Below are 22,094 nucleotides of genomic sequence, written 5' to 3'. Positions count from 1 at the left end.
CGGCGTACCCAGGTTCCGATGAGCACACCGCTGCGCCTGCGCCTGCGCCGGATCCGCCGCCATGCCGTGTATGCGGTGGCGGTCCTGCTCGTGGGCGTGGCCCTGCTGGTCGGCACCGCCAGCCAGCTGCTGCCGCTGGCCGAGCGCCATCCGGACAGGGTGGCGGCATGGCTGAGCGCGCGTGCCGGCCAGCCGGTGCGTTTCGATGCGCTGGATACCGCCTGGACCCGGCGTGGGCCGCTGCTGCAGCTCAAAGGGCTGCGGATCGGTGAAGGGCAGGGCCTGCGCATCGGCGAGGCCGAGGTGCTGGTGTCGATGTATGCCGGGCTGCTGCCGGGTCACTCGCTGACCGAGCTGCGCCTGCGTGGCCTGGCGCTGGTGCTGCAGCGCGCCGATGACGGCCGCTGGTCGGTGCAGGGGCTGCCGCAGTCGGCTGCGGGTGATCCGCTGGAAACGCTGCGCCGCTTGGGCGAGCTGCAGGTGATCGGCGGGCGGCTGCGGGTCGATGCGCCCTCGCTGGGCGTGAACGCCTCGCTGCCGCGGATCGACCTTCGCCTGCGCGTCAACGGCCAGCGCCTTCGCGTGGGCGCCCGTGCCTGGGCCGATCCTGCCGCCCAGCCGCTTACAGCGGTGCTGGAGTTCGAGCGCAAGCGCGGCGATGGGCAGGCGTGGCTGTCGGCCGATCCGGCCGATTTCCGTGCGTGGTCCTCGCTGCTGCAGTTCGGCGGCATCGGTCTGCAGCAGGGCACCGGTGAATTCAATGCATGGGTGGATCTGCGCGATCACCGGGTGGTGATGGTCACCACGGATGCGGACCTGCAGAACGTGCAGGTCCGCGGCGTGAAGCTTGCAGACGGCACCCACCCGCAGCTGGCGCTGGACACGCTGGAGCTGCGCGCGCGCTGGCGCTGGGTGCACGGTGGCTGGCGCGCCGATGCGCCGCGCCTGCGGATCGGCATGGAAGGCAGCACCCAGCAACTGGATGGGCTGTTGCTGGCCGGCGGGCAGCATTTCGCGCTGGCCGGCGACAACATCGATGCCACCGCGCTGTTGCGCGGCCTGGCGCTGACCGACAGGATCGACCCCGGCCTGCGCGAGTGGCTGCATGACGCCGCGCCGCAGGTCCGGATGACCCGCGTGCGGGTGGCGGGCGAACAGGGCGGCCCGCTGTCGGTCGAAGGCGACCTGGAAGACATCCGTTTTGCCGCGGTCGGGCATTCGCCGGGGCTCAGTGGCGTGGGCGGCCGCTTCGATGGCGACGCCGATGGCTTCACCCTGGAGCTGCAGCCGCAGCGGGTCATGCAGTTTGATTGGCCCAGCGGCTTCGGCGAGCGCCACGACGTGCGCCTGGCTGGCCGCCTGGTCGGCTGGCGTGATGAAGCCGGTGGCTGGCGCATCGGCACCCCGGCCCTGCGCGTGCAGGGCACCGATTACGCGGCCGATGTACGCGGCGGGATCTGGTTCCAGAACAACGGCACGCGCCCGTGGCTGGAGCTGGCGGCCAAGATCGACGATGTACCGATGACCGCCGCCAAACGCTTCTGGATCCATTCCAAGATGAGCAAGGCCGCCACCGATTGGCTGGACGCCGCGCTGGTCTCCGGGCAGGTGCGCGGCGGCGTGGGCCTGGTGACCGGTGATCTGGAAGACTGGCCCTTCGACAAGAACAATGGCCGCTTCGAAGCGACCGGACATATCGACGCTGGCAGCATCCGTTTCCAGCACGACTGGCCGGCGATGAACAAGGTCGATGCGGACATCGCCTTCATTGGTCCGGGCTTCGAACTGCATGGCAAGGGCGACCTGGCGGGCGTGGCGGTGGACCACTTCGACGCCGGCATCCCGGATTTCGGCGTGACCGATCTGTACGTCAAGGCGACCAGCCGCAGCGATGCCGGTGCACTGCTGGCCATGCTCAAGCAGAGCCCGCTGCAGGCCACCTACGGCGAGACCCTGGACAACCTGACCGCGAAGGGACCGGCTGCGGTCACCTTCGATCTGCTGCAGCCGCTGCACCACGACGAAGGGGGCGGCCATCTGCAGGGCACGGTCGATCTCAACGGTGCGACGCTCACCGAGAAGCGTTTCGACCTGGTCTTCGAGAACATGCGCGGCCAGGCCCGTTACGGCCATGGCGGCTTCGATGCGGAACAGCTTGCCGTGCGGCATCAAGGCCAGGACGGGCTGCTCAGCCTGCGCGCCGGCGAGTTCGTGCGCGACCCGCAGCAGGCCTTTGAATCCGAGTTGACCGCTTCGCTGGCCGCGGGTGCGCTGCTGGACCGCGCGCCGGAATTGAACTGGCTCAAACCCTATATCCAGGGTACTTCGCGCTGGACCATCGGGGTGACCCTGCCCAAGGTCGCCGCCGGCAGCAAGGTCGAGCCGCCGACCGTGCTCAAGCTGCATTCGGACCTGGTCGGCACCACGCTGGAGCTGCCCGCGCCGCTGGACAAACCGGCCGCCACGCCGCTGGCCACGGCCGTGACCGCGCAGCTGCCGATGGGCAGTGGCCGCGTGGACGTGGCGTTCGGCCAGCGCCTGGCGCTGGCTGCCCGCACGCATGACAACCAGACCGGCGTACAGGTCACGCTCGGCAGTGACCATGTGGATCGGGATCCCCCCGCCAGTGGGCTGGTGGTCAACGGCCGCAGCGGCTCATTGGATGCGCTGGAATGGGTCGGCCTGGCCCGTTCGCCCGAAGGGGGCGATGACAAGGACCCGATGCCGCTGCGCCATGTGGATGTGCAGGTCGGCCAGCTGTTGCTGGCCGGTGGGGTGTTCGAGCAGACCCGGCTGCAGCTGCGTCCGACCGGCAACAGCGTGGACGTGCGCCTGGATGGCCCCTCGCTGGCGGGCAGCCTGAGCGTGCCCAATGCCGATGGCGGCACCATCGTCGGCAAGCTCAGCCGCGTCCACTGGCAATCGCTGCCCACGCCGGTCAAGGCGCCCAGTGATGGCGCCCCGATCCTGCTGCCGCCGGACGTGGCGTTGCCTGCACGGGTCCAGGCCAGTGCCAATGACACCAACCCGGCCAAGGTGCCGCCGCTGTCGCTGGATATCGATGACCTGCAGTTCGGCAAGGCCAAGCTCGGCCAGGCGGTGCTGCGCACCCGCCCGATGGCCAACGGCCTGAGCGTGGACCAGCTGCAGTTCCGCGCGCCCAAGCAGGAGATCGACGTCAATGGCCGCTGGATGGGCATGGGCGCGGCCGCGCGCAGCCAGTTCAACGTGCAGGTCAGCAGCGAGGACCTGGGCGGGCTGATGCAGAACCTGGATTACGGCGGCCAGCTGCGTGGCGGGCAGGGCCAGCTGAGCATGACTGCCGGGTGGCAGGGGGGGCCGTCGGATTTCCAGCTGGGCGCGCTGCAGGGCCAGCTCGACGTGCATGCCCGCAACGGCCAGCTGCTGGAGCTGGAGCCGGGCGCCGGTCGCGTTCTCGGGCTGCTGAGCGTGGCTCAGCTGCCGCGCCGGTTGATGTTCGATTTCCGCGATTTCTTCTCCAAGGGCTTCGCCTTCAACCAGGTCGAAGGCAGCGTGGCCTTCGGCGACGGCATGGCCACCACCGACAAGGTGCTGATCGAAGGCCCGGCGGCGAACATCACCATCCGCGGCCAGACCGATCTGCGCCAGCAGCGCTTTGACCAGACGATCGACGTCAATCCGCGCGCGGGCAACCTGCTGACCGTCGTTGGCGCCGTGGCCGGCGGCCCGGTGGGCGCCGCGGTGGGCGCGGCGGCCAACGCGGTGCTGTCCAAGCCGCTGGGCGAGATCGGCGCCAAGACCTACCGCGTGACCGGCCCCTGGGCCGAACCCAAGGTCGAGGTGATCGACCGCGACACCGCGCCCAGGCCGGCGCCGGCCGCGCCCTCGGCGCGCTGACTCCTTTCCCGCGCCCGGGTTGCGATTGCGCCCGGCGCCCATAGATCAAAGAGCATGAACAACAACGCACTTTCGCTGGCCACCGACCGTCTGCTGCTGCCCGCCGGGCTGGATGCGGGCGGTCTGGAACGCACGTTCGGCACCCTGCTGGGGCCGGGCATCGATTTCGGGGATCTCTATTTCCAGCACGCGCGCCGCGAGAGCTGGAGCGTGGAGGATGGCATCGTCAAGGACGGTGCGCATTCGATCGAACAGGGCGTGGGCGTGCGCGCCATCGCCGGTGAAAAGACCGGTTTCGCCTATTCCGATGACATCCACAGCGATGCGCTGCTGGCCGCCGCCCAGTCGGCCCGCGCGATTTCGCGCGAGGGCGGGGCGCAGTCGGCCCGCTCGCTGGTGCGTGGCAGCGGCCGCGCGCTGTACCCGGCGCTGGACCCCATTGATGGCATGGGCAACGAGGCCAAAGTCGAGATGCTCAAGCGCCTGGACCGCTACCTGCGCGCCGCCGACCCGCGCGTGCAGCAGGTGATGGTCAGCCTCTCCGGGGGCGTGGACACGGTGCTGATCGCGCGCAGCGATGGCGTGCTTGCCGCCGACATCCGCCCGCTGGTGCGGTTGAACGTGCAGGTGATCGTCGAGCAGCACGGCCGTCGCGAATCCGGTTACTCCGGCGGCGGCGGCCGCTACAGCTATGAAGAGCTGTTCGCCGAGGGGCGCCCGGAGGGCTTCGCCCGCGAGGCGCTGCGCCAGGCACTGGTGAACCTGGAGGCGATCCCGGCCCCGGCCGGCGTGATGACCGTGGTGCTCGGCCCGGGCTGGCCCGGCGTGCTGCTGCACGAAGCGGTCGGCCACGGCCTGGAAGGCGACTTCAACCGCAAGGGCACCAGCGTCTACGCCGGCCGGATCGGCGAGCGCGTGGCCGCGCCGGGCGTGACCATCGTCGACGACGGCACCCTGGACGGGCGCCGCGGCTCGTTGAACATCGATGACGAAGGCCACCCGACCCAGTGCACCACGCTGATCGAAGACGGCATCCTGGTCGGCTACATGCAGGACTCGCTCAACGCGCGCCTGATGGGCGTGGCGCCGACCGGCAACGGCCGCCGTGAGTCGTTCGCGCACATGACCATGCCGCGCATGACCAACACCTACATGCGCGCCGGCCAGCACGATCCGGAAGAGATGATCCGCTCGGTCAAGCGTGGCCTGTACGCGGTCAACTTCGGTGGCGGCCAGGTCGACATCACCAGCGGCAAGTACGTGTTCTCGGCCACCGAGGCCTACCTGATCGAAGACGGAAAAATCACCGCGCCGGTGAAGGGCGCGACCCTGATCGGCAATGGCCCGGAAACCATGCAGAAAGTGCGCATGATCGGCAACGATCTGGCCCTGGACGAAGGCGTGGGCATCTGCGGCAAGGATGGCCAGAGCGTGCCGGTCGGCGTGGGCCAGCCGTCCCTGCTGATCGATGGCATCACCGTGGGCGGCACCCAGGCCTGAGCCGGGATGCGTGCCCTCGTGCTGCCCGACGACGCGGCCGCCAGCCTGGTGCTGGCGGTGCCGCGTGAGCGGCGAGGCTCAGTCCTCGGCGTTCTCGTCGCCGTCGGTATCCGTATCGACCGCGTCGTCCAGGTCATCGTCGGACGAGGCGTTCACGCCCTCCAGGCCGAGCGCGGCCGGCAGCAGCAGCGTACGCAGCACCTGGAAGATCTCCCGGTAGGCGCGCGGCGGCTTGTTCTTGGCCTTCTCGGCCTGGGCGTTGCGCACCAGCGTGCGCAGCTCCTGGCGGTCGGCATGCGGGTACTCATCCAGCAGCGCACCCAGCGCCTTGTCGCCGTCCTTGAGCAGGCGCTCGCGCCAGTCTTCAACGCGGTGCATGGTGGCCACTTCACGGCGCGAGGTCTCGCTGTTGGCATCCAGCGCGTTGCGGATCGCATCCAGCACGGCGTCGTCTTCGCGGCGCATGTGCTTGGCCAGGAACGCCAGCTGGCGCTTGTGGGCGATATGAGCGGTGATGCGCTTGGCCTCGGCGATGTGCGGCAGCAGGTCTTCGGGCACCGGCAGGCGCGCCAGCTGGGCCGGGGTCAGCGAGACCAGCTTCTCGCCCAGGGCCAGCACGTCCAGCGCAGCCCGGCGGTTCTGGCTGCGGCTGATATCAAGGAATTCACCGGTTTCTTCGTCGCGTCCGCGCATCGTCTTATTTCCACATCCGTAAACTGTGCCGGCGTCGCGCCGGGCACTCACCTGTACAGGATAAAGCATTGAACGTGATCTCCCCTGAAGTCTCCCCGGCCGACGACAGCCTGCAGCGCCTGGAGCAGCTGGCCGACATCTCCCAGCGCCTGCTGGAGCGGGCCAAAGCCCTGGGCGCCACCCAGGCCGAGGTCAGCTGCAGCGATGAGCGCGGGCTGGATGTGAACGTGCGCCTGGGCGAGGTCGAAACGGTCGAGTCCACCCGTGACCGCGGCATCGCCGTGACCGTCTACTTCGGCCAGCGCAAGGGCAGTGCCAGCACCGCCGACCTGCGCGAGAGCAGCCTGGAGTCGACCGTGGCCCAGGCCTGCGCGATCGCCCGTCACACCGAGGACGACGAAGCCGCCGGGCTGGCCGAGGCGGCGCTGATGGCCCGCCAGTTCCCGGATCTGGACGGCTGGCACCCCTGGCAGCTCAGCGCCGATGCGGCGCTGGACCTGGCGCTGGCCTGCGAAGCGGCCGGGCGTGAGGCCGACACCCGCATCAGCAATTCCGACGGTGCCTCCGCCGCGACTGCGCAGAGCCTGTCGGTGTATGCCAACTCGCATGGCTTCATCGGCCGCGAGCGCAGCAGCCACCACTCGATCGGCTGCGCGCTGATCGCGGGCCAGGGCGATGGCATGCAGCGCGATGGCTGGTACAGCAGCGCGCTGGCCCGGGAAGACCTGGATGATGCCGCCTCGATCGGCCGCCGCGCCGCCGAGCGCACCGTCGCCCGCCTGGAGCCGCGCTCGATGACCACCGCGCAGATGCCGGTGCTGTATTCGCCGGAGGTGGCCCGCTCGCTGATCGGACATCTGCTCGGCGCCGTCTCTGGCGGCGCGCTGTACCGCCGCGCCAGCTTCCTGCTCGACAGCGTTGGCACCCGGCTGTTCCCGGCGTGGTTCGGCATTGAGGAACTGCCGCTGCTGCGCCGCGGGCTGCGTTCGGCCGCCTTCGACGGCGATGGCGTGGCCACGCGCAATTCGGCGCTGATCCGCGATGGCGTGCTGGAGCGTTACATCCTGGGCAGCTATTCGGCGCGCAAGCTGGGCCTGCCGACCACCGCCAACGCCGGTGGCGTGCACAACCTCAAGGTCACCGCCAACGCGGACGATCTGGTCTCGATCGCCCGGCAGATGGGCAATGGCCTGCTGGTCACCGAACTGATGGGGCAGGGCGTCAACAGCGTGACCGGTGATTACTCGCGCGGCGCCGGCGGGTTCCGCGTGGAGAACGGCGAGATCAGCTACCCGGTGGACGGCATCACCATCGCCGGCAACCTCAAAGAGATGTTCGCCAGCATCGAAGCGGTGGGTGCCGACATCGACACCCGCTCGCACGTGCACACCGGTTCGATCCTTGTAGGACGAATGACCGTTGCCGGTAACGATTGACGTATTCTATTGGGGCTGCCCTGGCAGGCGGGGAGCCTGCCGCGTGCAATACCCATTACCTCGAACAAGGAGTTTCACGTGAGCGATTTCGACAACGTCACCACCCCGCCGCCGCCGGTGAGCGCCCCGGCACCGGCCGATCAGCGCACCATGGCGCTGGTGGCCCACCTGCTGGGCATCTTCACCTGGTTCCTCGGCCCGCTGATCATCTGGCTGATCAACAAGGACGACAGCAGCAAGCGCTTCGTCACCGACCAGGCCAAGGAAGCGCTGAACTTCCAGATCACCATCACCATCGCGATGCTGATCTGCATCGTGCTGACCATCGTCATCATCGGCGGCCTGCTGGCGCCGATCGTCGGCCTGCTCAACGTGATCTTCTGCATCATCGCAGCGGTCAAGGCCAACAACGGCGAAGCCTACCGTTATCCGTTCGCCCTGCGCCTGATCAAGTAATCGATCCGCAGCGCTGGAACGAAAAACGCCCGGGATTCCCGGGCGTTTTTCTGTGTCCTGGCGTTGTGCAACCACGCCATGCGTGGCTGCCGGCACGGTCGCTCAGTGATCCCGCTCAACCGCCAGCGTCGCCAGCGCACGCAGTGCATCTGCCGGCTCGCCATACCCGGCCAGGCCATCGAACATCTGCTCGCTCAGCGTGCGCAGATGCGCCTTCGCCCCGTCCATGCCGAGCAGTGCCGGGAAGGTCGACTTGGCCTGTGCCTCGTCCTTGCCGGCGGTCTTGCCGAGCTGTTCGGAACTGGCTTCGACATCGAGGATGTCATCGCGCACCTGGAATGCCAGACCGAGCGCCGAGGCGACCGTATCCAGCGTTGCCAGATCGGCGGCGGGTGCCTGGCCACACAGCGCGCCCATGCGCACTGCCGCGCGGATCAGTGCGCCGGTCTTGAGCGCGTGCATGCGCTCAAGATCCTGCAGCGGTTGTTGATGACCGGTGGCGTCGATATCCAGCGCCTGGCCGCCGCACATGCCGGCGGCACCGGAGGCGTGGGCCAGCGTCTGCAGGCAGGCCACGCGCAGTGACGCGGGCAGCGGCGCATCGGCGATCAGGCCGAACGCGCGCGTCTGCAGGGCATCACCGGCGAGGATCGCGGTGGCTTCATCAAAGGCGATGTGCGTGGTCGGGCGGCCGCGACGCAGGGCGTCATCGTCCATCGCCGGCAGATCGTCATGCACCAGCGAATACGCATGGATCAGCTCCACCGCCATCGCCGGCGCGTCCAGCGCGTTCTCGTCGGCGCCGAAAATCCGGCCGCCGGCATACACCAGCAGCGGGCGCATGCGCTTGCCGCCCCCGAGCACCGCATAGCGCATCGCCTGGTGCAGTCCACGCGGGGCATCGGACGGGGAGGGCAGGCTGGCGTCGAGCTGGCTTTCGATCCGGTCGCGCCAACGCGCGAACGTGGCCTCAACCGTCATGGCTGGGCGGGTCGAATGGCACCGCGGTGTCGGGCTGGGCCGGATCGCTGAGCAGGCGCACGCGCAGTTCGGCCTGTTCCAGCGCCTGCTGGCACTGGCGGTACAGGCCGACGCCACGTTCGTAGGCGCTGAGCGATTGCTCCAGGCTCATTTCGCCGGTTTCCATCTTCTCCACCAGCTGTTCCAGCTCTTCCAGCGACTGCTCGAAGTGGGCGACCGGGGAGGTTTCATTGGGGGACTTCTTTGCCATGTGCCAAGTGTGGGCTGCTGGCCGGGCGGGGTCAATTCAGGCCGCGCCGGGTGTCCACTGCAACTGCGCGTGATGGGCCAGCAGCCACGGTTGCAGGGCGGCACCGATGACCCGGTCACCGGCGGCCAGCAATGTGTCCTCGTCGAACAGCAGCGGCAGCTGGCGACGCTGCCACGGCGGCAGGCCCTGCTGCTGCAGCAGGTCCTTGAGCGCATGGGAATGCGTGCGCCCGGGCAGCTGGATGCGCTCGCCGCCGCGGCGTGCGCGGATCTGCACCGGGCTGTCGAAACCGGCGTCCGTGCCAAGCAGGCGCAGCTCGCCACCATCTGGCAATGCCAGTGGCGCGCGGCCATCCCAGTGCACGCTCCAGTCGGCCGGCAAGGCCAGGCTGGCCGAGAGCAGGTGCAGTTGCCCGCGCCAGCGGCGGATGCGTGCCCCCTGCCAGGCGAACTGCGCATCGGCGTGGTGGGCAGCCGGGAGCAGCTCGCGTTCCACCGCCTCCACGCCCGCGGCCGGCAGCGGCGGCAGGCCACTGCCGCGCACCCAGTGCCGCAGCAACCGTGCGCGGCGCTCGAGCGGCTGGCGCAGCAGCCGCGCACAGTCGATCACGCCCGGGCCGACGCTGCAGCGTTCCAATGCGTCGCGGTCGGCACTGTCGAGCAGGTGCTGGGACTGCGCGCACAAGGCGGCACTCCGGGCGAATGCCGCATCGGCCTGCGGCCAGCGCTGGCGCAGTTGCGGCAGCACGTGCAGCCGCAGGAAGTTGCGATCGGCGTCATCGCTGGCATTGCTGGGATCTTCGATCAACTCCAGCCCCTCGGCCTGCGCATGTGCGCGCAACGCACTGCGCGGAACCTCCAGCAAGGGCCGCCACACGGTGCCGGCGCCAAACGCGCTGGTGACCTGCATGGAGGCCAACCCATCCACGCCGGAGCCGCGCAGCGCACGCATCAGGAAGGTCTCGGCCTGGTCATCGCGGTGATGGGCCAGGGCCAGGTGTTCACCAGGCAGCAGCTGCGAAGCGAACGCCTCACGGCGCGCATGCCGCGCGGCGGCTTCCAGGCCTTGTCCCTGGTGACGCGGCACCTGCACGCGGATCACCCGCAGCGGGATGTTCCAGCGCGCACAGAGCTGCGTGCAGTGCACGGTCCAGGCGTCAGCCTGTTCCTGCAGGCCGTGATGGATATGCACGGCGCGCAGGCCGGCCGTCCGCTGTGCCGGCGAGGTGGCCAGCCAATGCAGCAGGACGGTGGAATCGAGGCCACCGCTGAAGCCGACCAGCACAGGGTGGACGACAGAGGGCGGTGGCGGCAGCAGGGAGGTCATGGGAAGTGCGATCTCAGGCAGACCGGCAGTATCGGTGCTGCGTGGCGACGTTGCCACGCGGGAATCACGGTGTGCCGGCATCCATCGCCGGGCGCCCCTGCCGATCGATGCGATACCAGGTGCCGCCAACCATCGCGATGTGGCCGTGGTCGTCCGGCGTGCCCGGACGGCAGCCTTCGCAGACGCGGGCCACCCCATCATCGAACGCCCAGCCAAAATCGAACGTGCCCGGAAAGGCTTGGCGCAGCTGGGTATCGAAGTAGCCGATGCGCTGCCCGACACGCCCACGGACCAGCCCCTCCACGACGTAGTCCGGGCCGTTGTCGAAGGTGATCACCGGCAACTGACGGCCATCGGCACGGACGTAGTGGAATCCACCGCCGGCGTAGACCGCTGCCAGCCCGTCCTGATCGTAGGACAGCGACGCCAGGGACGCCGCGTCGAGTTCCAGATGCCCATCGAGCCACTGGCAACCGGGCAGCGGCTGCAGCCCATCTTCCTGGGTCAGGGCGGTGCAGCCGGTGCCGGTGTCGGTGTCGGTGCCGGCGGCCAAGGCCAGCGGCGATGCGAACAGACCGGCCACCAGCAGCAGGGGCCGCGCGAGACGGCCCCTGTTCGCTGCATTGCGACGAATTTGATGCATTACTTGCTGTCGCCCGCCTGGCGCTCGAACGCGGTCGGCTTGGGCAACTCGACCGGCACGCCCTTGGCATCACAGGTGCCGGCTTCGCACAGGCGCTGGCGCAGGCGCGGGGTGGCCTGCACGATCATGTGGTAGATCGCGTTCTGCTCCATCGTGCCGCGGACCGCCTTGCTGCCCGGGCCACGTGCCCAGATGCCGACGTCTTCGCCGCCATGCGATTCGCTCTTGGCCGGGACCAGCGCTTCCTGCATGTAATCGGGATGCTCGGTATCCACCGCGGTCAGGTCCGGCCGGCCCGTGGTCGGATCGAAGCTGCTCGGGTTGTGCGGGTAGCGCTTCGGGCCGACCGGCTGCTGGTTGGTGGCACCGGTGTAGCCCGGGCCGTTGGCGTAGGTCAGCGTGGTGTACGGCAGGCCGAGGCCGTCGCGGGCCAGGTCCAGCTTGCCGGCACCGTCTTCGCCCCCCTTGTCCTTGACCTTGCCCAGGATCGGGTTGCCACGGGCCGGGTAACCAACGAAGTTCAGGGTGTGGGAGTGATCGGCGGTGACGATGATCAACGTGTCCTGGTCGGAGGTGGCCTCGACCGCGGCGCGCACCGCATCGGACAGCGCCACCGTATCGGTCAGCGCCCGGTAGGCGTTGCCGCTGTGGTTGGCGTGATCGATGCGCGCGCCCTCGATCATCAGCACATAGCCTTCCTGATGGCGCGACAGATTGGCGATCGCCGCCTTGGTCAGCTCGGCCAGGCTCGGCTCACCGGCCGGATCGTCCTTGCGCTCGGCTTCGTAGCGCATGTGGTCCGGCTCGAACAGGCCCAGGATGGCCGGCGCATTGGCCGCCGCCTGCAGCTGCCTGGCGTTCCACACGTACGCGCCCTGCGGGTGCGCCTGCTGCCATTCGGTCACCAGGCTGCGCCCGTCCAGGCGCTGGCCGACCTTGTCGTCGTACTCGGGATCGCGCTCTTCCACCGTGGTGAACTCACCGCGTCCGCCGCCGAGGGCGACCAGCGGGCCGCGCCCGAAGCGCGAGGTCGACAGCAGCTGCTGGGCGATGTCACGGCAGCCGGCGGCCTTGGCCTCTTCCGGCACATCGGTGTCGTTCTCCCAGTTGCGCTCCGGCGAGTGCGCGTAGGTCGCTGCCGGGGTGGCATGGGTCAGGCGGGCGGTAGAGACCACGCCGGTCGCCATGCCGGCACTGTCGGCCAGCTGCAGCCAGGTCAGCAGCCCCTTGTCGAGGCTGTCGGCGCAGTCATTGCGGGTGCCCGCGCTGACGCCGATCGCGCCCATGTGGGTCTTCACGCCGGTGGTGATCGCGGTCATGGTGCCCGCCGAATCCGGCGTCTGCGAATCGGTGTTGTAGGTCTTGCTGAACGCCGTCGCCGGGAAGCGCTCCCAGGAAAGCAGGTTCTCCTCGCCCGGGTGCCCGTTGCGCTGCCCCTCGAAGATGCGCGCCGCCGCCACCGTGGTCAGGCTCATGCCGTCGCCCAGGAACAGGATGACGTTCTTGGCCTTGCCGTCCATTGCACCGGTGCTGGCCGCCCGTGCCGCGCCGCTGCGGTACCACCACTGCGGTGTCTCCCCGGCGGGGTGGGCAATGGCCGGCACATCGACCTGGACCGCGCCGGCAGAGGCGCTGGAGGAGGGAGCGGTACTGGCGCAGGCGCCGAGCAGCAGGGTGGTGACGGCAGCCACCAAGGGCGTGAAACGGGACATGGATGAATGAATCTCACATGTGAAACGGGCGTTCATTATGCAGAACGCCGCAAGGCACGCCGATGACACGCTGATTTTCCGTCCACGCCTCGTTCCGCGGCCCGGCTTGGGCTAAGGTGCCTAGCTGTCAAATCATCTCTGGAACGCACATGAAGCTGGTCTCTGCCTGGCTGCGGATCCCCTTCTGGCAACGGGTCCTCGGCGGCTTCGTGCTGGGCGCACTGGCCGGCTGGCTGCTCGGCCCGGCGGCCGAAACCTGGTTCGGCCCCCTCGGCGATCTCTACGTCACCCTGATCAAGATGATCGCGGTGCCGCTGGTGTTCTTCGCCGTGATCAACGCCATTTCCTCGCTGCACGGGCAGAAGTCCGTGGCGGCACTCGGCGGGCGCACCTTCCTGTGGTTCATCATCACCGCGGCCCTGGCCGTGTGCGTGGGGCTGGGCGTGGGCACCCTCATGCAGCCGGGCAGCGGCGCGCTCAGCCTGAGCATGGACCACAGCTACACCCCGCGCGAAGTACCCAGCGTGATCAAGGTGCTGATGGATGTCGTGCCCTCCAACGTGTTCTACGCGTTGACCGGCATCGGCACCCGCGTCAACGCCGCCGGTGAAACCGTCCTGGCCGCCGGCCGCGGTTCGATCCTGCCGGTGATCTTCTTCGCCGGCCTGCTGGGCTTCGCCATGGTCAAGCTGGGCGACAAGGTCAGCGAAGCACGCAAGCTGACCGGCCAGATGAGCGACATCATGATCCAGGTGACCCGCTTCGTGCTGGAGATCACCCCGCTGGGCACCTTCGGCCTGATCGCCGGCCTGGTCGGCAGCTATGGCTTCGAGAAACTGCTGCCGCTCGGCAACTTCGTCCTGGCCCTGTACATCGCCTGCGCGCTGCACATCGTGGTGGTCTACGGCAGCCTCCTGCTCATGCACGGCCTGAACCCGCTGAAATTCTTCCGCGGCGCCGCCCCCGGCATGCAGGTGGCCTTCGTCAGCTCCTCCAGCTTCGCGGCCATGCCGGCCGCGATGCGCTCGATCACCCACAACCTTGGCGTCAACAAGGACTACGCCTCCTTCGCCGTCCCCCTGGGTGCCAGCATCAAGATGGACGGCTGCGGCGCGATCTATCCCGCCCTGTGCGCCGTCTTCATCGCCCAGTACACGGGCGTTCCGCTCACCCCCGAGCAGTACATCGTCGTGCTAATCGCCTCGGTCCTGGGCAGCTTCGGCACCGCCGGCGTCCCCGGCACCGCCGTGGTCATGGCCACCGTCGTGCTGAGCGCGGCCAACCTGCCACTGGAAACCATCGGCTACCTCTACGCGATCGACCGCATCCTGGACATGATGCGCACCATGACCAACGTTACCGGCCAGATGCTGGTCCCGGTGATCGTCGCCAAGGAAACCGGCCTGCTCGATCGCGCGGTCTACGACAACCCATCCACCAACCTGGGTGTGGACGAAGGCGAAGAACGAACGTCCTGATGCAGGCACGAACGCAGCACCCAAAGACCGGCGAGAGCCGGTCTTTTTTTTCCGCTTTGGGTGTCCGCGAGCGTTACGCCCCGAAGCGACCGGCAGGCCCCTCGGCAAATGTCCCCCGGCCGCCGCCTGGCGGCGACGGCCTCCTCCTTGATTTTGCCCAGGAGCCTACCGGCCGCTTCGGGGCTCGTGCGCGGTGGTAGGCGTACTGCAAACATGTGCTTGCTGAGGGGGGCGCCAGTGGCTGGACACGATGGGCCTCGCTGCGCTTGTGGGCGAAATCAAGGAGGAGGGGACGGCCGCAGGCCGGCACCGGGGGACATTCGCCGACAGGCGTAGCGAGGCCCAGCGCTCGACACACCGGCCGCCCCCGCCAGTGAACAGTTGAAGCGTTGCGCGCGCCAGGCAACCACCCTGAATCCGCACCGTAAACCCCTGTATCACCCGGTGTAACACCCGTGATACACCCGCACCGCGTCTACCTGTCAGCAACGCGTGATCACCGCACCGACCCATTCATTCGCCCAAATGCCAACGCCCCTGTAACAGCAATGTTGCGTGCGATTAAGCCGAACCGCACGGAAAGCTAGGAAGCACGGGCGTTCGGAACTTGGCACGAATGCTGCTCCAACCCTCCGCATGTCATCGGAGGTCGCCATGGACAGCGTTGCCGCACACCGCACACGACACATCACCCTGTGGCTGCTCGCCGCTGCACTCGCCGTGCCGGCCGCAGCCAACGCCTCCGGCGCACGCCAGGGCGTCAAGGCCCAGCCAGGCGAAATCGTCCTCCTGCGTGACGTCTCCGCACGACCGGCCTATCGCCCCGCACCTCCGGGCATGGCCCTCATCGCAGACCCCTCGCCGCGCCGCGAAATCGGCCACGCCCTCGGCACCTCCACCGGCATGGATGAACTCAGCGATGACGATTACGCCTCGCTCGGCTCCAACACCGGTGCCGGCATTCCGCGCAACGCCACCACCATCGAGCGCGTCACCGGGCATACCGTCAACGGCACGCTCGGCAAGGTCACCGACAGCGGCATGCTGTCCAGCGGCCAGTTCAGCAACACCATCGGCGGCCCCATGGGCGCGGTCGGCAACGCGACCCGCGGCATAGGCGATCAGGTGCGCGGCGCGCTCGCCCAGTTCCCGCTCGGCCAGCCTGCGGGCGGGCCCGGCAAATGAACACCGTCCTGCGCACCGCACTGCTCACGGGCCTGATGCTCGCGCCGTTGGCCGCGCATGCCCAGCAGGGCAACGACTACGCCGCGATGCTGTCCTATCTCAACCAGAGCCGCATCGACGGCCGCACCCTGGCCGGCGCCGATGGCGCCATGACCGTCAACATGGCCGCCGGTGATCTCAACCAGCAGGCCAACCTGATGGGCATCGCCAACGGCCGCAACGCCCACATCAACGTCGATGCGCGCCAGCAGCAGTCCAACAACCTCAGCATCAGCGACACCGCCATGGACGCCAGCGCCACGATCGGCGGCCAGGCACTGAACGGCGCCAGCGGCGTCGCATCGATCAACCAGGCCAGCGGCAATGGCAACGCGACGCTCAACGTCGTCACCGCCACGCTGGCGCAACAGGGCATACGCGAAACGAACGACGAGGCCTTGGCCGCGTCGGGCGCGCTCGCGTCAGCAGGGGGGCAGGGGGCCGTCAACAGCGGTCGGTCGGCCGGAGCTCGCAGGGTGGCGGTCGAAGCCTCCGCACTGCAGGGATTCGACGGCGTCCTGCAACTCAATCAGATCGCGGGATCCGGCAACGCCACCGCAAACCAACTGAGCATTTCGGTGCAGTCCACCCCGTGAGTAGTCACATCCACCCGATTGTCTGTGATGAGAGAGAGGGCACCATGAACACCAACATGAAACGGACCGTACTGGCCATCGCCGTCGCCGCTGCATCCGCCTCCGCCGGCGCCAATGGCTGGGGCAATGACCGCGACAACCAGAACCAGAGCGCCAACATCAACCACCTGCACAACGTGGCTGAAACGCGCACCAACACGAACACCGATACCAACACCGAAACCAATACCACCACCAACACCAATACCGATTCGCGTACGCGGAACCGGACCTGGAACGACACCCGCAACAACAACAGCACCACCAACACCACCATCAACGACAACGTGACGAGCAACACCAACGTCACCAGCAACCGCAACGTGACCAGCAACCGCAACGTCACCGAGAACGTCAACAAGAACAGCAACATCCAGGCTGACGAGCGCCAGGAAAAGAACAACCACGGCGTCGACGTCAACATTGAAAAGGACCTGCGCCTGAGCTCGGACATCAGCTTCTCGGGTGATCCGGAAATCACCGGCTCGATCGACATCGATTCGGCCGCCATCGCCGTCATCGACAACCGCCAGTCGGTCACCAACAATCTGGCCGGCAACAGCCTGGTGACCAACAGCGCCTCGATCGCCGACGACGTCGGTGCCGATGCCTCCGGCAACCTGGGCTTCAACGTCGCCGCCGGTGACAACAACGCGCAGGACAACGCCGCTTCGCTGTCCGCCGCCGATGCCTCCTTCAGCTTCGGCATGGCCGATGCGGAAGTCTTCGTCAACCAGTTCGGCGGTGGCAACACCACGATCAACTCCGGCGTGACCAACGCTGCGGGCCTGGGTGGCAATGCCTTCAGCGGTGCGTCGGGCAACATCGGCGCCAACGTCGCTTCCGGCAACAACAACGAGCAGAAGAACGCGCTCGCCGCATCGGTCGCCACCAGCGCCTATGCGACCTCGAGCATCAGCTCCAACCAGGTGTCCTCCGGCAACACCGTCAGCAACGCCGGCTACCTGCAGTCGATGACCGACACCGTGGACGTGAACCTGAGCGGTCGCGTCGCCGGCGCCACGTTGGCAGTGGGTGCGGGTCGTTACAGCGGCACGGGTAGTGCCTACCAGAAAGACAACTACTACCTGGACAGCTGGAGCGGCGCGCTGGATCACCCGAGCGGCAGCGCGAACGGCCACATCGATCTGGATAGCGACATCCAGAATGCCACCGCCAACCCGAATCGTCCGGGCGTGGGCGGCATTGCCTTCGATACCGATGAGCGCGGCACCAGCCAGTTCGTCGAACTGGGCGTGGCCGATCTCTACGCAAGCCTGAGCGGCACCGTCTCCACCACCCGCTGGGTGAACGTGGATGCGACCAACACCGCGGCGTTGTCCGGCAGTGCGTTCTCCGGCGCCTCCGGCAACATCGGGGTGAACGTCGCCTCCGGTACCGGCAACCTGCAGGCCAACAGCCTGGCCCTGGCGGTTGCGCAGCCCTCCACCGGCGGCGGTGGCGGCGGCGGTCCGGAACAGTAAGAAGGTTGTCCGTTTTCGCAGGCAGTACGCGTTGAGCGCAACAAACCCGGTCATCCGCCAATGACCGGGCTCCCCGGGAGCCCCTGTCCCTTCTCCCCCTTGGGGCAGGGGCTCCTTCCTGAGCCGGAGTAGACGATGTCCACACGTATGCGCACCTGGATGCTGGCCTGGGCACTGTCGATGCTGATGATGCCCATCGGCCTGGTGCGGGCCGGCGACATCGGCTTCAGCGGGGTGCTGCCCAACGGGGCGGTGCTCACCCAGCGCGTGGAGAGCATGCAGGAACGGCGCTTCCGCAACGTGGTAAGGCAACACACCGATTACAGCTGTGGCGCGGCAGCCCTGGCCACGATCCTGCGCTACGCCTACCACCTGGAGGCGGATGAGGGCACGGTGATCGAAGGGATGATGGGGGTCTCGGATCCACAACTGGTCCACCAGCGCGGGTTTTCACTGCTGGACATCAAGCGTTATGTCGAATCGATGGGCATGCGTGGACGCGGCTACCGCGTCAATGAAGAGCGCCTGCGCTCACTGCGCGTGCCCGGGCTGGTGCTGATGGATGTGCGGGGCTTCCGCCATTTCGTGGTCCTCAAGCAGGTCCGTGGCGATGTGGTGGATGTGGCCGACCCGATCCTGGGCAACCGCAGCATTCCCGTCAGCGAATTTCTCCAGGCGTGGCCGTCGCGCGCCGTGTTTGTCGTGATCGGCAGTGACTTCGATCGCAACACGGTGCTGCTGCAGCCCGGTGAACGGCCGAGTGCCCGTTCGCTGTACGCCAGGCAGGGACCGATCACCGACGCCGAACTGGTCGATTTCGGATTCACCCATGCCGATCTGTTTTAAGGAGGCAACATGAACATCGCAACCTGGACGCCCGGCATCGTGCTGCTTGCCCTGCTGGGCATTGCACCGGCACATGCCGACGACAGCCGGCCCGGCAAGGGATTGAGCGAAATCCCCGATCCGGAATTGAACCTCATGCGTGGCCGCTACACCGTTGGTGGCAACACCGTGGCGTGGTTCGGGGTCACCATGGTCTCGCAATGGCAGACCGCCGGTGGGCAGTCGGCACAGAGCGCGCTGAAGCTGGGCATGGACTTCAGCCACGGCGGCAACACGCCGAAGATCAGCTTCGCGCCCAGCGTGAGTGTCACCGCCGCGGATGCGCCACTGCCCGTGACACCCGGGCGCAGCGTGGACGCCAGCGGCCTGCAGAACGTGGCCGGCCTGAGCCAGAGCATCCAGGTTGCCGGTGACGGCAACCTGGCCAGCAACGCCACCCAGCTGACCGTGCGCGATGGCACCGCGCCAACGCCCACCGGCGAAGGCGTGAACCTGGCCAGCGTGCACCAGGGCGGGGTCAGTGCGCTGGCTCAACTGGAAGGCAACACGGCCAAGGTGCAGTTGCAGATCGAGGGTGTCGGCGCGGTCCAGCAATGGATCCGCAACGGCAGCGTCGGGCAGAGCATCGCGCTGGGCAGTGATGGGCAGTCGGTCACCAACCGGCTGCAGATCGACCTTGTCAGGCAGTCAATGGCCAACAACGTGCCGCTCAACCAGAACGTGGCGCAGGCGATGACGCTGGTACGCGGGGTAGGCATGGGGCCGGGCCAGTGATCCATCGGCACGGCAGGGGGAGCGTCAACACAACAGTGGGCCAAGGCAATGCACACGATGATCCGCGCAACACCGCTGGCGCTGGCGGCGCTGGCACTGATGGCGGCTGCGTCCGCCCAGGCACAGGCGCAACAGCCTGCGCCGGTTGACGAGGCCGAGGTCAAGGCACTGATGGCGCAGCTGGAAAGCCTCAAGGCCAACTACGCGCAGGAAGTACGTCGCCTGCGCGAACTGGACATGCAGGTGCAGGCCATGCAGGCACGGCTGACCGGCAAGACCGCGCCGGTGGCCTCCAGCGCGCCTCCCCCGCAGCAGGCCCTGCCGGCGGGCACCCCGGCCGCACCGGCCAGTGCCGATGGCTATGCCAGCTCGGCGGCCGAAGCGCAGCAGGCCAAGCAGGAGTCGCGGCGCAGCGTGGATGATGTCAAGCAGCAGCAGGCCGCACTCTTCAGCCGCCGCTTCACGATTGAAAACAGCCTTTCCTACGCCCGCTACGACCGCAAGCAGCTCAGCCTCAACGGCTTCCTGGCGCTGGATGCGATCTTCCTCGGCAACATCGCCATCGAGAACGTGGAGTCGGACACGCTGACCTACAACCTGGCCGCGCGCTGGGGCATCAGCCCGCGCCTGACCTTGAACCTGGACGTGCCGTACCTGGCGCGCAAGACGGTGTTCCAGAAGGGCGGTGCCGGTGGCTCGGCCGCGGCCATCGCGCAGGAAGAGACGACGGGCAACGGCATCGGCGACGTTGGCCTGAGCGCCAACTACCGGCTGTTCGCCGAACGCGGGCGGCTGCCCGAAACCGTGCTCACCGTGGGCGCGACCGCGCCGACCGGGCGGGCGCCGTACGGCCTGGACTGGAAGGTGCTCGAGCGCGATGACGATGACTTCATCCGCTTTGCCGTGCCCGAGCAGCAACCGACCGGCAACGGCGTGTGGCAGGCCAACGTCGGCCTGTCGGCCGTGAAGACCGCCGACCCGGCGATCCTGTTCGCCAATATTGGTTACATCCATTCCTTCCCGCGCAGCTTCGATGACATTGATGCCAACCCGGACACCACCAACCCGGGCGACGTAAAGCTTGGAGGCTCCTATTACTTCGGCGCCGGCGTGGCGTTCGCGTTCAATGAGCGCACCAGCCTGAGCATCTCCTTCAGTGACAAGCTGAGCGCGCGTGCCTCCACGCGCTACAAGAACGGGCAGTGGTTGAAGGTGATCGGCAGCGACGCCAATGCAGGCACGCTCAACCTGGGCATCACCTATGCGCTCAACCAGAAAACCACCCTGGTCAGCCTGCTGGGTATCGGCCTGACCCCGGATGCACCGGACTTCACCCTGGCCTTCAAAGTGCCGTACAGCCTGTGAGCGCGCCCGCTCACTCGCTGCGCCGTGCGGCTCAACGCAGTTCGGGCAGCGCGAGCTGGTGCTTGCGGCACAACCGGTAGACCGTCACCCGCGAGACCTGCATGTGACGGGCGCAGGCGGTGACGTTGAAATCGTGCTGGCGCAGTGCATGCAGCAGCGTTTCGCGTTCGGCGATCTGCTTTGCGCCGTGCAGGCCGCGTTCGGTGCTGGCCAGAAGCGGCTGGCTCAACTCCAGGTCCGCCGCCGTGATCAGCTCGGCATCGCTGACGATCGCCGCACGCTGGACCCGATTGAGCAGCTCGCGCACGTTGCCCGGCCAGCCGAAGCGTTCGAGCGCCTGCACTGCCTCGGCCGTGAAGCCGCGCGCGCGGGTGACATGGCGATGCCGGAAGCTGCTGAGGAAATGGTGGGCGAGCAGTGCGATATCACTGCCGCGCTCACGAAGCGGCGGCAACGGCAGGCGCAGCACATTGAGCCGATAGAACAGGTCGCGACGGAAATGGCCTTGTTCGACCGCCTTCTCCAGATCCACGTGCGTGGCCGCGAGCACGCGCACATCGACCTCCAGCGGCCGGTTGCTGCCGACGCGTTCGACTGTGCCTTCCTGCAGCACCCGCAGCAGGTTGGTCTGCGCATCCAGCGGCAGGTCGCCGATCTCGTCCAGGAACACGGTGCCGCCACTGGCCGATTCGAACAGGCCCAGGCGCCGCGTCGCCGCGCCGGTGAAGGCGCCGCGCTCATGGCCGAACAGTTCGGACTGGACCAGCGCAGCCGGAATGGCGCCGCAGTTCACTGCCAGGAACGGGCGCGCATGCCGTGCCGATAGCGCATGCAGCGCCTGGGCGGCGAGTTCCTTGCCGGTCCCGGTTTCGCCGGTGATGAGCACCGGCAGGTCCACCGGCGCGTACTTGCGGATGGCCGCACGGGTGACCTGCAGCACTGCGCTGTCGCCGATCAGGGACTGCGGGCCATGCGCGGCGGGCAGGGATTCGGCGCCGGCCAGCTGCTGCAGCCGCTGCACGACGCGCGGCAGGTCGATCGGGGCGGCATAGGTATCCACGCACGCCGCCAGCAGCGCATCGAGCACCGGCGAGGAGCGCAGCGGCGCAGCAGGCAACAGCGCCAGCAGGCTCATGTGGCGGTGATCGACCAGCAATTGCTGCAGGTGGGCCAGGTTGGCCGGCACCACCGTGCGCAGGTCCAGCAGGCCGACCACCTGGTCGCTGCCGCGCATGCCGATCCCGGCGCATTGTTCGGGGGCCACGCTGCGGACCTGCCAGCCGGCCGCAGCCAGCGTCGCCCGTTCAAGCGTGAGGGGTTGCCCAAACCAGATCACACACCGGGCAGGAAAATCGGGGACAGCCGCCATGCGTCACCTTGTCGACAGGAATCGCGGGCGGTGTCTGCTGCCT

General features: G+C 68.0%; 18 protein-coding genes. 11 read left to right on the top strand and 7 right to left on the bottom strand.

Going from position 1 to position 22,094, the window contains the following annotated elements:
• Positions 1–18 precede the first annotated feature (18 nt).
• Both PV764_RS05495 and tldD read left to right on the top strand, forming a co-directional pair.
• A complete protein-coding gene (locus PV764_RS05495; RefSeq protein ID WP_421116276.1) occupies positions 19–3,879 on the top strand; it encodes a YhdP family protein in 3,861 nt (1,286 codons plus the stop codon).
• A 54-nt stretch (positions 3,880–3,933) separates the two neighbouring features.
• The gene (tldD, locus tag PV764_RS05490; protein WP_019182613.1) at positions 3,934–5,379 is read left to right on the top strand and encodes a metalloprotease TldD; all 1,446 of its coding nucleotides are present in this window, start codon (positions 3,934–3,936) and stop codon (positions 5,377–5,379) included.
• 78 nt (positions 5,380–5,457) lie between these two features.
• Here tldD and yjgA read toward each other — a convergent pair whose 3' ends face one another.
• On the bottom strand, positions 5,458–6,072 hold the full coding sequence (gene yjgA, locus PV764_RS05485) for a ribosome biogenesis factor YjgA (RefSeq protein WP_019182614.1): 615 nt from the start codon (positions 6,070–6,072) through the stop codon (positions 5,458–5,460).
• A 68-nt stretch (positions 6,073–6,140) separates the two neighbouring features.
• Here yjgA and pmbA point away from each other — a divergent pair, with 68 nt between their 5' ends.
• Together pmbA and PV764_RS05475 are read left to right on the top strand one after the other, a co-directional pair.
• Entirely contained in the window at positions 6,141–7,508 is a 1,368-nt protein-coding gene (pmbA, locus tag PV764_RS05480; protein ID WP_421116275.1) for a metalloprotease PmbA, read from the top strand.
• A 78-nt stretch (positions 7,509–7,586) separates the two neighbouring features.
• Entirely contained in the window at positions 7,587–7,964 is a 378-nt protein-coding gene (locus PV764_RS05475) for a DUF4870 domain-containing protein (RefSeq protein WP_019182616.1), read from the top strand.
• Positions 7,965–8,066: 102 nt separating this feature from the next.
• On the opposite strand, the gene PV764_RS05470 is transcribed toward PV764_RS05475, so the two are convergent.
• The 5 genes from PV764_RS05470 to PV764_RS05450 all read right to left on the bottom strand — a co-directional run bounded on the left by PV764_RS05470 (position 8,067) and on the right by PV764_RS05450 (position 12,876).
• Entirely contained in the window at positions 8,067–8,945 is an 879-nt protein-coding gene (locus tag PV764_RS05470; RefSeq protein ID WP_266085398.1) for a polyprenyl synthetase family protein, read from the bottom strand.
• Positions 8,935–9,195: an exodeoxyribonuclease VII small subunit gene (locus tag PV764_RS05465; protein ID WP_019182618.1), complete on the bottom strand. Its 261-nt coding sequence runs from the start codon at positions 9,193–9,195 to the stop codon at positions 8,935–8,937. The genes PV764_RS05470 and PV764_RS05465 overlap by 11 nt, the downstream gene beginning before the upstream one ends.
• A 36-nt stretch (positions 9,196–9,231) precedes the next feature.
• On the bottom strand, positions 9,232–10,521 hold the full coding sequence (tilS, locus tag PV764_RS05460; protein WP_421116274.1) for a tRNA lysidine(34) synthetase TilS: 1,290 nt from the start codon (positions 10,519–10,521) through the stop codon (positions 9,232–9,234).
• A 64-nt stretch (positions 10,522–10,585) separates the two neighbouring features.
• Positions 10,586–11,164, bottom strand: coding sequence for a WG repeat-containing protein (locus tag PV764_RS05455; protein ID WP_421116273.1), 579 nt, complete (start codon positions 11,162–11,164; stop codon positions 10,586–10,588).
• A complete protein-coding gene (locus tag PV764_RS05450; RefSeq protein ID WP_102788074.1) occupies positions 11,164–12,876 on the bottom strand; it encodes an alkaline phosphatase in 1,713 nt (570 codons plus the stop codon). Before PV764_RS05450 ends, PV764_RS05455 begins: the two co-directional genes overlap by 1 nt.
• Positions 12,877–13,025: 149 nt before the next feature.
• Between PV764_RS05450 and PV764_RS05445 the strand changes: the two genes are divergently transcribed.
• The 7 genes from PV764_RS05445 (at position 13,026) to PV764_RS05415 (ending at position 20,682) form a co-directional block, all read left to right on the top strand.
• Complete coding sequence (locus tag PV764_RS05445) at positions 13,026–14,354, top strand: dicarboxylate/amino acid:cation symporter (RefSeq protein ID WP_019182622.1); 1,329 nt, start codon at positions 13,026–13,028, stop codon at positions 14,352–14,354.
• Positions 14,355–15,008: 654 nt separating this feature from the next.
• The gene (locus tag PV764_RS05440) at positions 15,009–15,539 is read left to right on the top strand and encodes a hypothetical protein (protein ID WP_070425617.1); all 531 of its coding nucleotides are present in this window, start codon (positions 15,009–15,011) and stop codon (positions 15,537–15,539) included.
• Positions 15,536–16,174: a hypothetical protein gene (locus PV764_RS05435; RefSeq protein ID WP_421116272.1), complete on the top strand. Its 639-nt coding sequence runs from the start codon at positions 15,536–15,538 to the stop codon at positions 16,172–16,174. The genes PV764_RS05440 and PV764_RS05435 overlap by 4 nt, the downstream gene beginning before the upstream one ends.
• 44 nt (positions 16,175–16,218) lie before the next feature.
• Positions 16,219–17,697 carry an adhesin gene (locus tag PV764_RS05430; RefSeq protein WP_421116271.1) on the top strand — a complete coding sequence of 493 codons (1,479 nt, stop codon included), beginning with the start codon at positions 16,219–16,221 and terminating at the stop codon, positions 17,695–17,697.
• Positions 17,698–17,856: 159 nt separating this feature from the next.
• On the top strand, positions 17,857–18,543 hold the full coding sequence (locus tag PV764_RS05425) for a C39 family peptidase (RefSeq protein WP_026069689.1): 687 nt from the start codon (positions 17,857–17,859) through the stop codon (positions 18,541–18,543).
• A 9-nt stretch (positions 18,544–18,552) separates the two neighbouring features.
• Positions 18,553–19,317, top strand: a complete 765-nt coding sequence (locus PV764_RS05420; protein ID WP_421116270.1) for a hypothetical protein — start codon at positions 18,553–18,555, stop codon at positions 19,315–19,317.
• 48 nt (positions 19,318–19,365) lie between these two features.
• A complete protein-coding gene (locus PV764_RS05415) occupies positions 19,366–20,682 on the top strand; it encodes a hypothetical protein (protein WP_046273255.1) in 1,317 nt (438 codons plus the stop codon).
• Between the two features lie 31 nt (positions 20,683–20,713).
• On the opposite strand, the gene PV764_RS05410 is transcribed toward PV764_RS05415, so the two are convergent.
• Positions 20,714–22,051 (bottom strand): sigma-54 interaction domain-containing protein, encoded by a 1,338-nt coding sequence (locus PV764_RS05410; RefSeq protein ID WP_421116269.1) that lies wholly within the window; start codon positions 22,049–22,051, stop codon positions 20,714–20,716.
• Positions 22,052–22,094 lie beyond the last annotated feature (43 nt).

The sequence above is a fragment of the Stenotrophomonas sp. AS1 genome (genome assembly GCF_048957655.1).
In the GTDB taxonomy this organism is placed as follows: domain Bacteria; phylum Pseudomonadota; class Gammaproteobacteria; order Xanthomonadales; family Xanthomonadaceae; genus Stenotrophomonas; species Stenotrophomonas bentonitica_A.
The sequence above is the reverse complement of the archived record's forward strand: the minus strand, read 5'-3'. Positions and strand labels throughout refer to the sequence as shown.

Excerpts from the sequence above, each read along its gene's own strand:
- PV764_RS05425 (WP_026069689.1), top strand. The coding sequence starts at position 17,857 with ATGCTGGCCTGGGCACTGTCGATGCTGATGATGCCCATCGGCCTGGTG.
- PV764_RS05470 (WP_266085398.1), bottom strand. The coding sequence starts at position 8,945 with ATGACGGTTGAGGCCACGTTCGCGCGTTGGCGCGACCGGATCGAAAGC.
- PV764_RS05495 (WP_421116276.1), top strand. The coding sequence starts at position 19 with ATGAGCACACCGCTGCGCCTGCGCCTGCGCCGGATCCGCCGCCATGCC.
- PV764_RS05420 (WP_421116270.1), top strand. The coding sequence starts at position 18,553 with ATGAACATCGCAACCTGGACGCCCGGCATCGTGCTGCTTGCCCTGCTG.
- PV764_RS05455 (WP_421116273.1), bottom strand. The coding sequence starts at position 11,164 with ATGCATCAAATTCGTCGCAATGCAGCGAACAGGGGCCGTCTCGCGCGG.
- PV764_RS05465 (WP_019182618.1), bottom strand. The coding sequence starts at position 9,195 with ATGGCAAAGAAGTCCCCCAATGAAACCTCCCCGGTCGCCCACTTCGAG.
- PV764_RS05410 (WP_421116269.1), bottom strand. The coding sequence starts at position 22,051 with ATGGCGGCTGTCCCCGATTTTCCTGCCCGGTGTGTGATCTGGTTTGGG.
- PV764_RS05440 (WP_070425617.1), top strand. The coding sequence starts at position 15,009 with ATGGACAGCGTTGCCGCACACCGCACACGACACATCACCCTGTGGCTG.
- PV764_RS05435 (WP_421116272.1), top strand. The coding sequence starts at position 15,536 with ATGAACACCGTCCTGCGCACCGCACTGCTCACGGGCCTGATGCTCGCG.
- tilS (WP_421116274.1), bottom strand. The coding sequence starts at position 10,521 with ATGACCTCCCTGCTGCCGCCACCGCCCTCTGTCGTCCACCCTGTGCTG.
- yjgA (WP_019182614.1), bottom strand. The coding sequence starts at position 6,072 with ATGCGCGGACGCGACGAAGAAACCGGTGAATTCCTTGATATCAGCCGC.
- tldD (WP_019182613.1), top strand. The coding sequence starts at position 3,934 with ATGAACAACAACGCACTTTCGCTGGCCACCGACCGTCTGCTGCTGCCC.
- PV764_RS05445 (WP_019182622.1), top strand. The coding sequence starts at position 13,026 with ATGAAGCTGGTCTCTGCCTGGCTGCGGATCCCCTTCTGGCAACGGGTC.
- PV764_RS05415 (WP_046273255.1), top strand. The coding sequence starts at position 19,366 with ATGCACACGATGATCCGCGCAACACCGCTGGCGCTGGCGGCGCTGGCA.
- PV764_RS05430 (WP_421116271.1), top strand. The coding sequence starts at position 16,219 with ATGAACACCAACATGAAACGGACCGTACTGGCCATCGCCGTCGCCGCT.
- PV764_RS05450 (WP_102788074.1), bottom strand. The coding sequence starts at position 12,876 with ATGTCCCGTTTCACGCCCTTGGTGGCTGCCGTCACCACCCTGCTGCTC.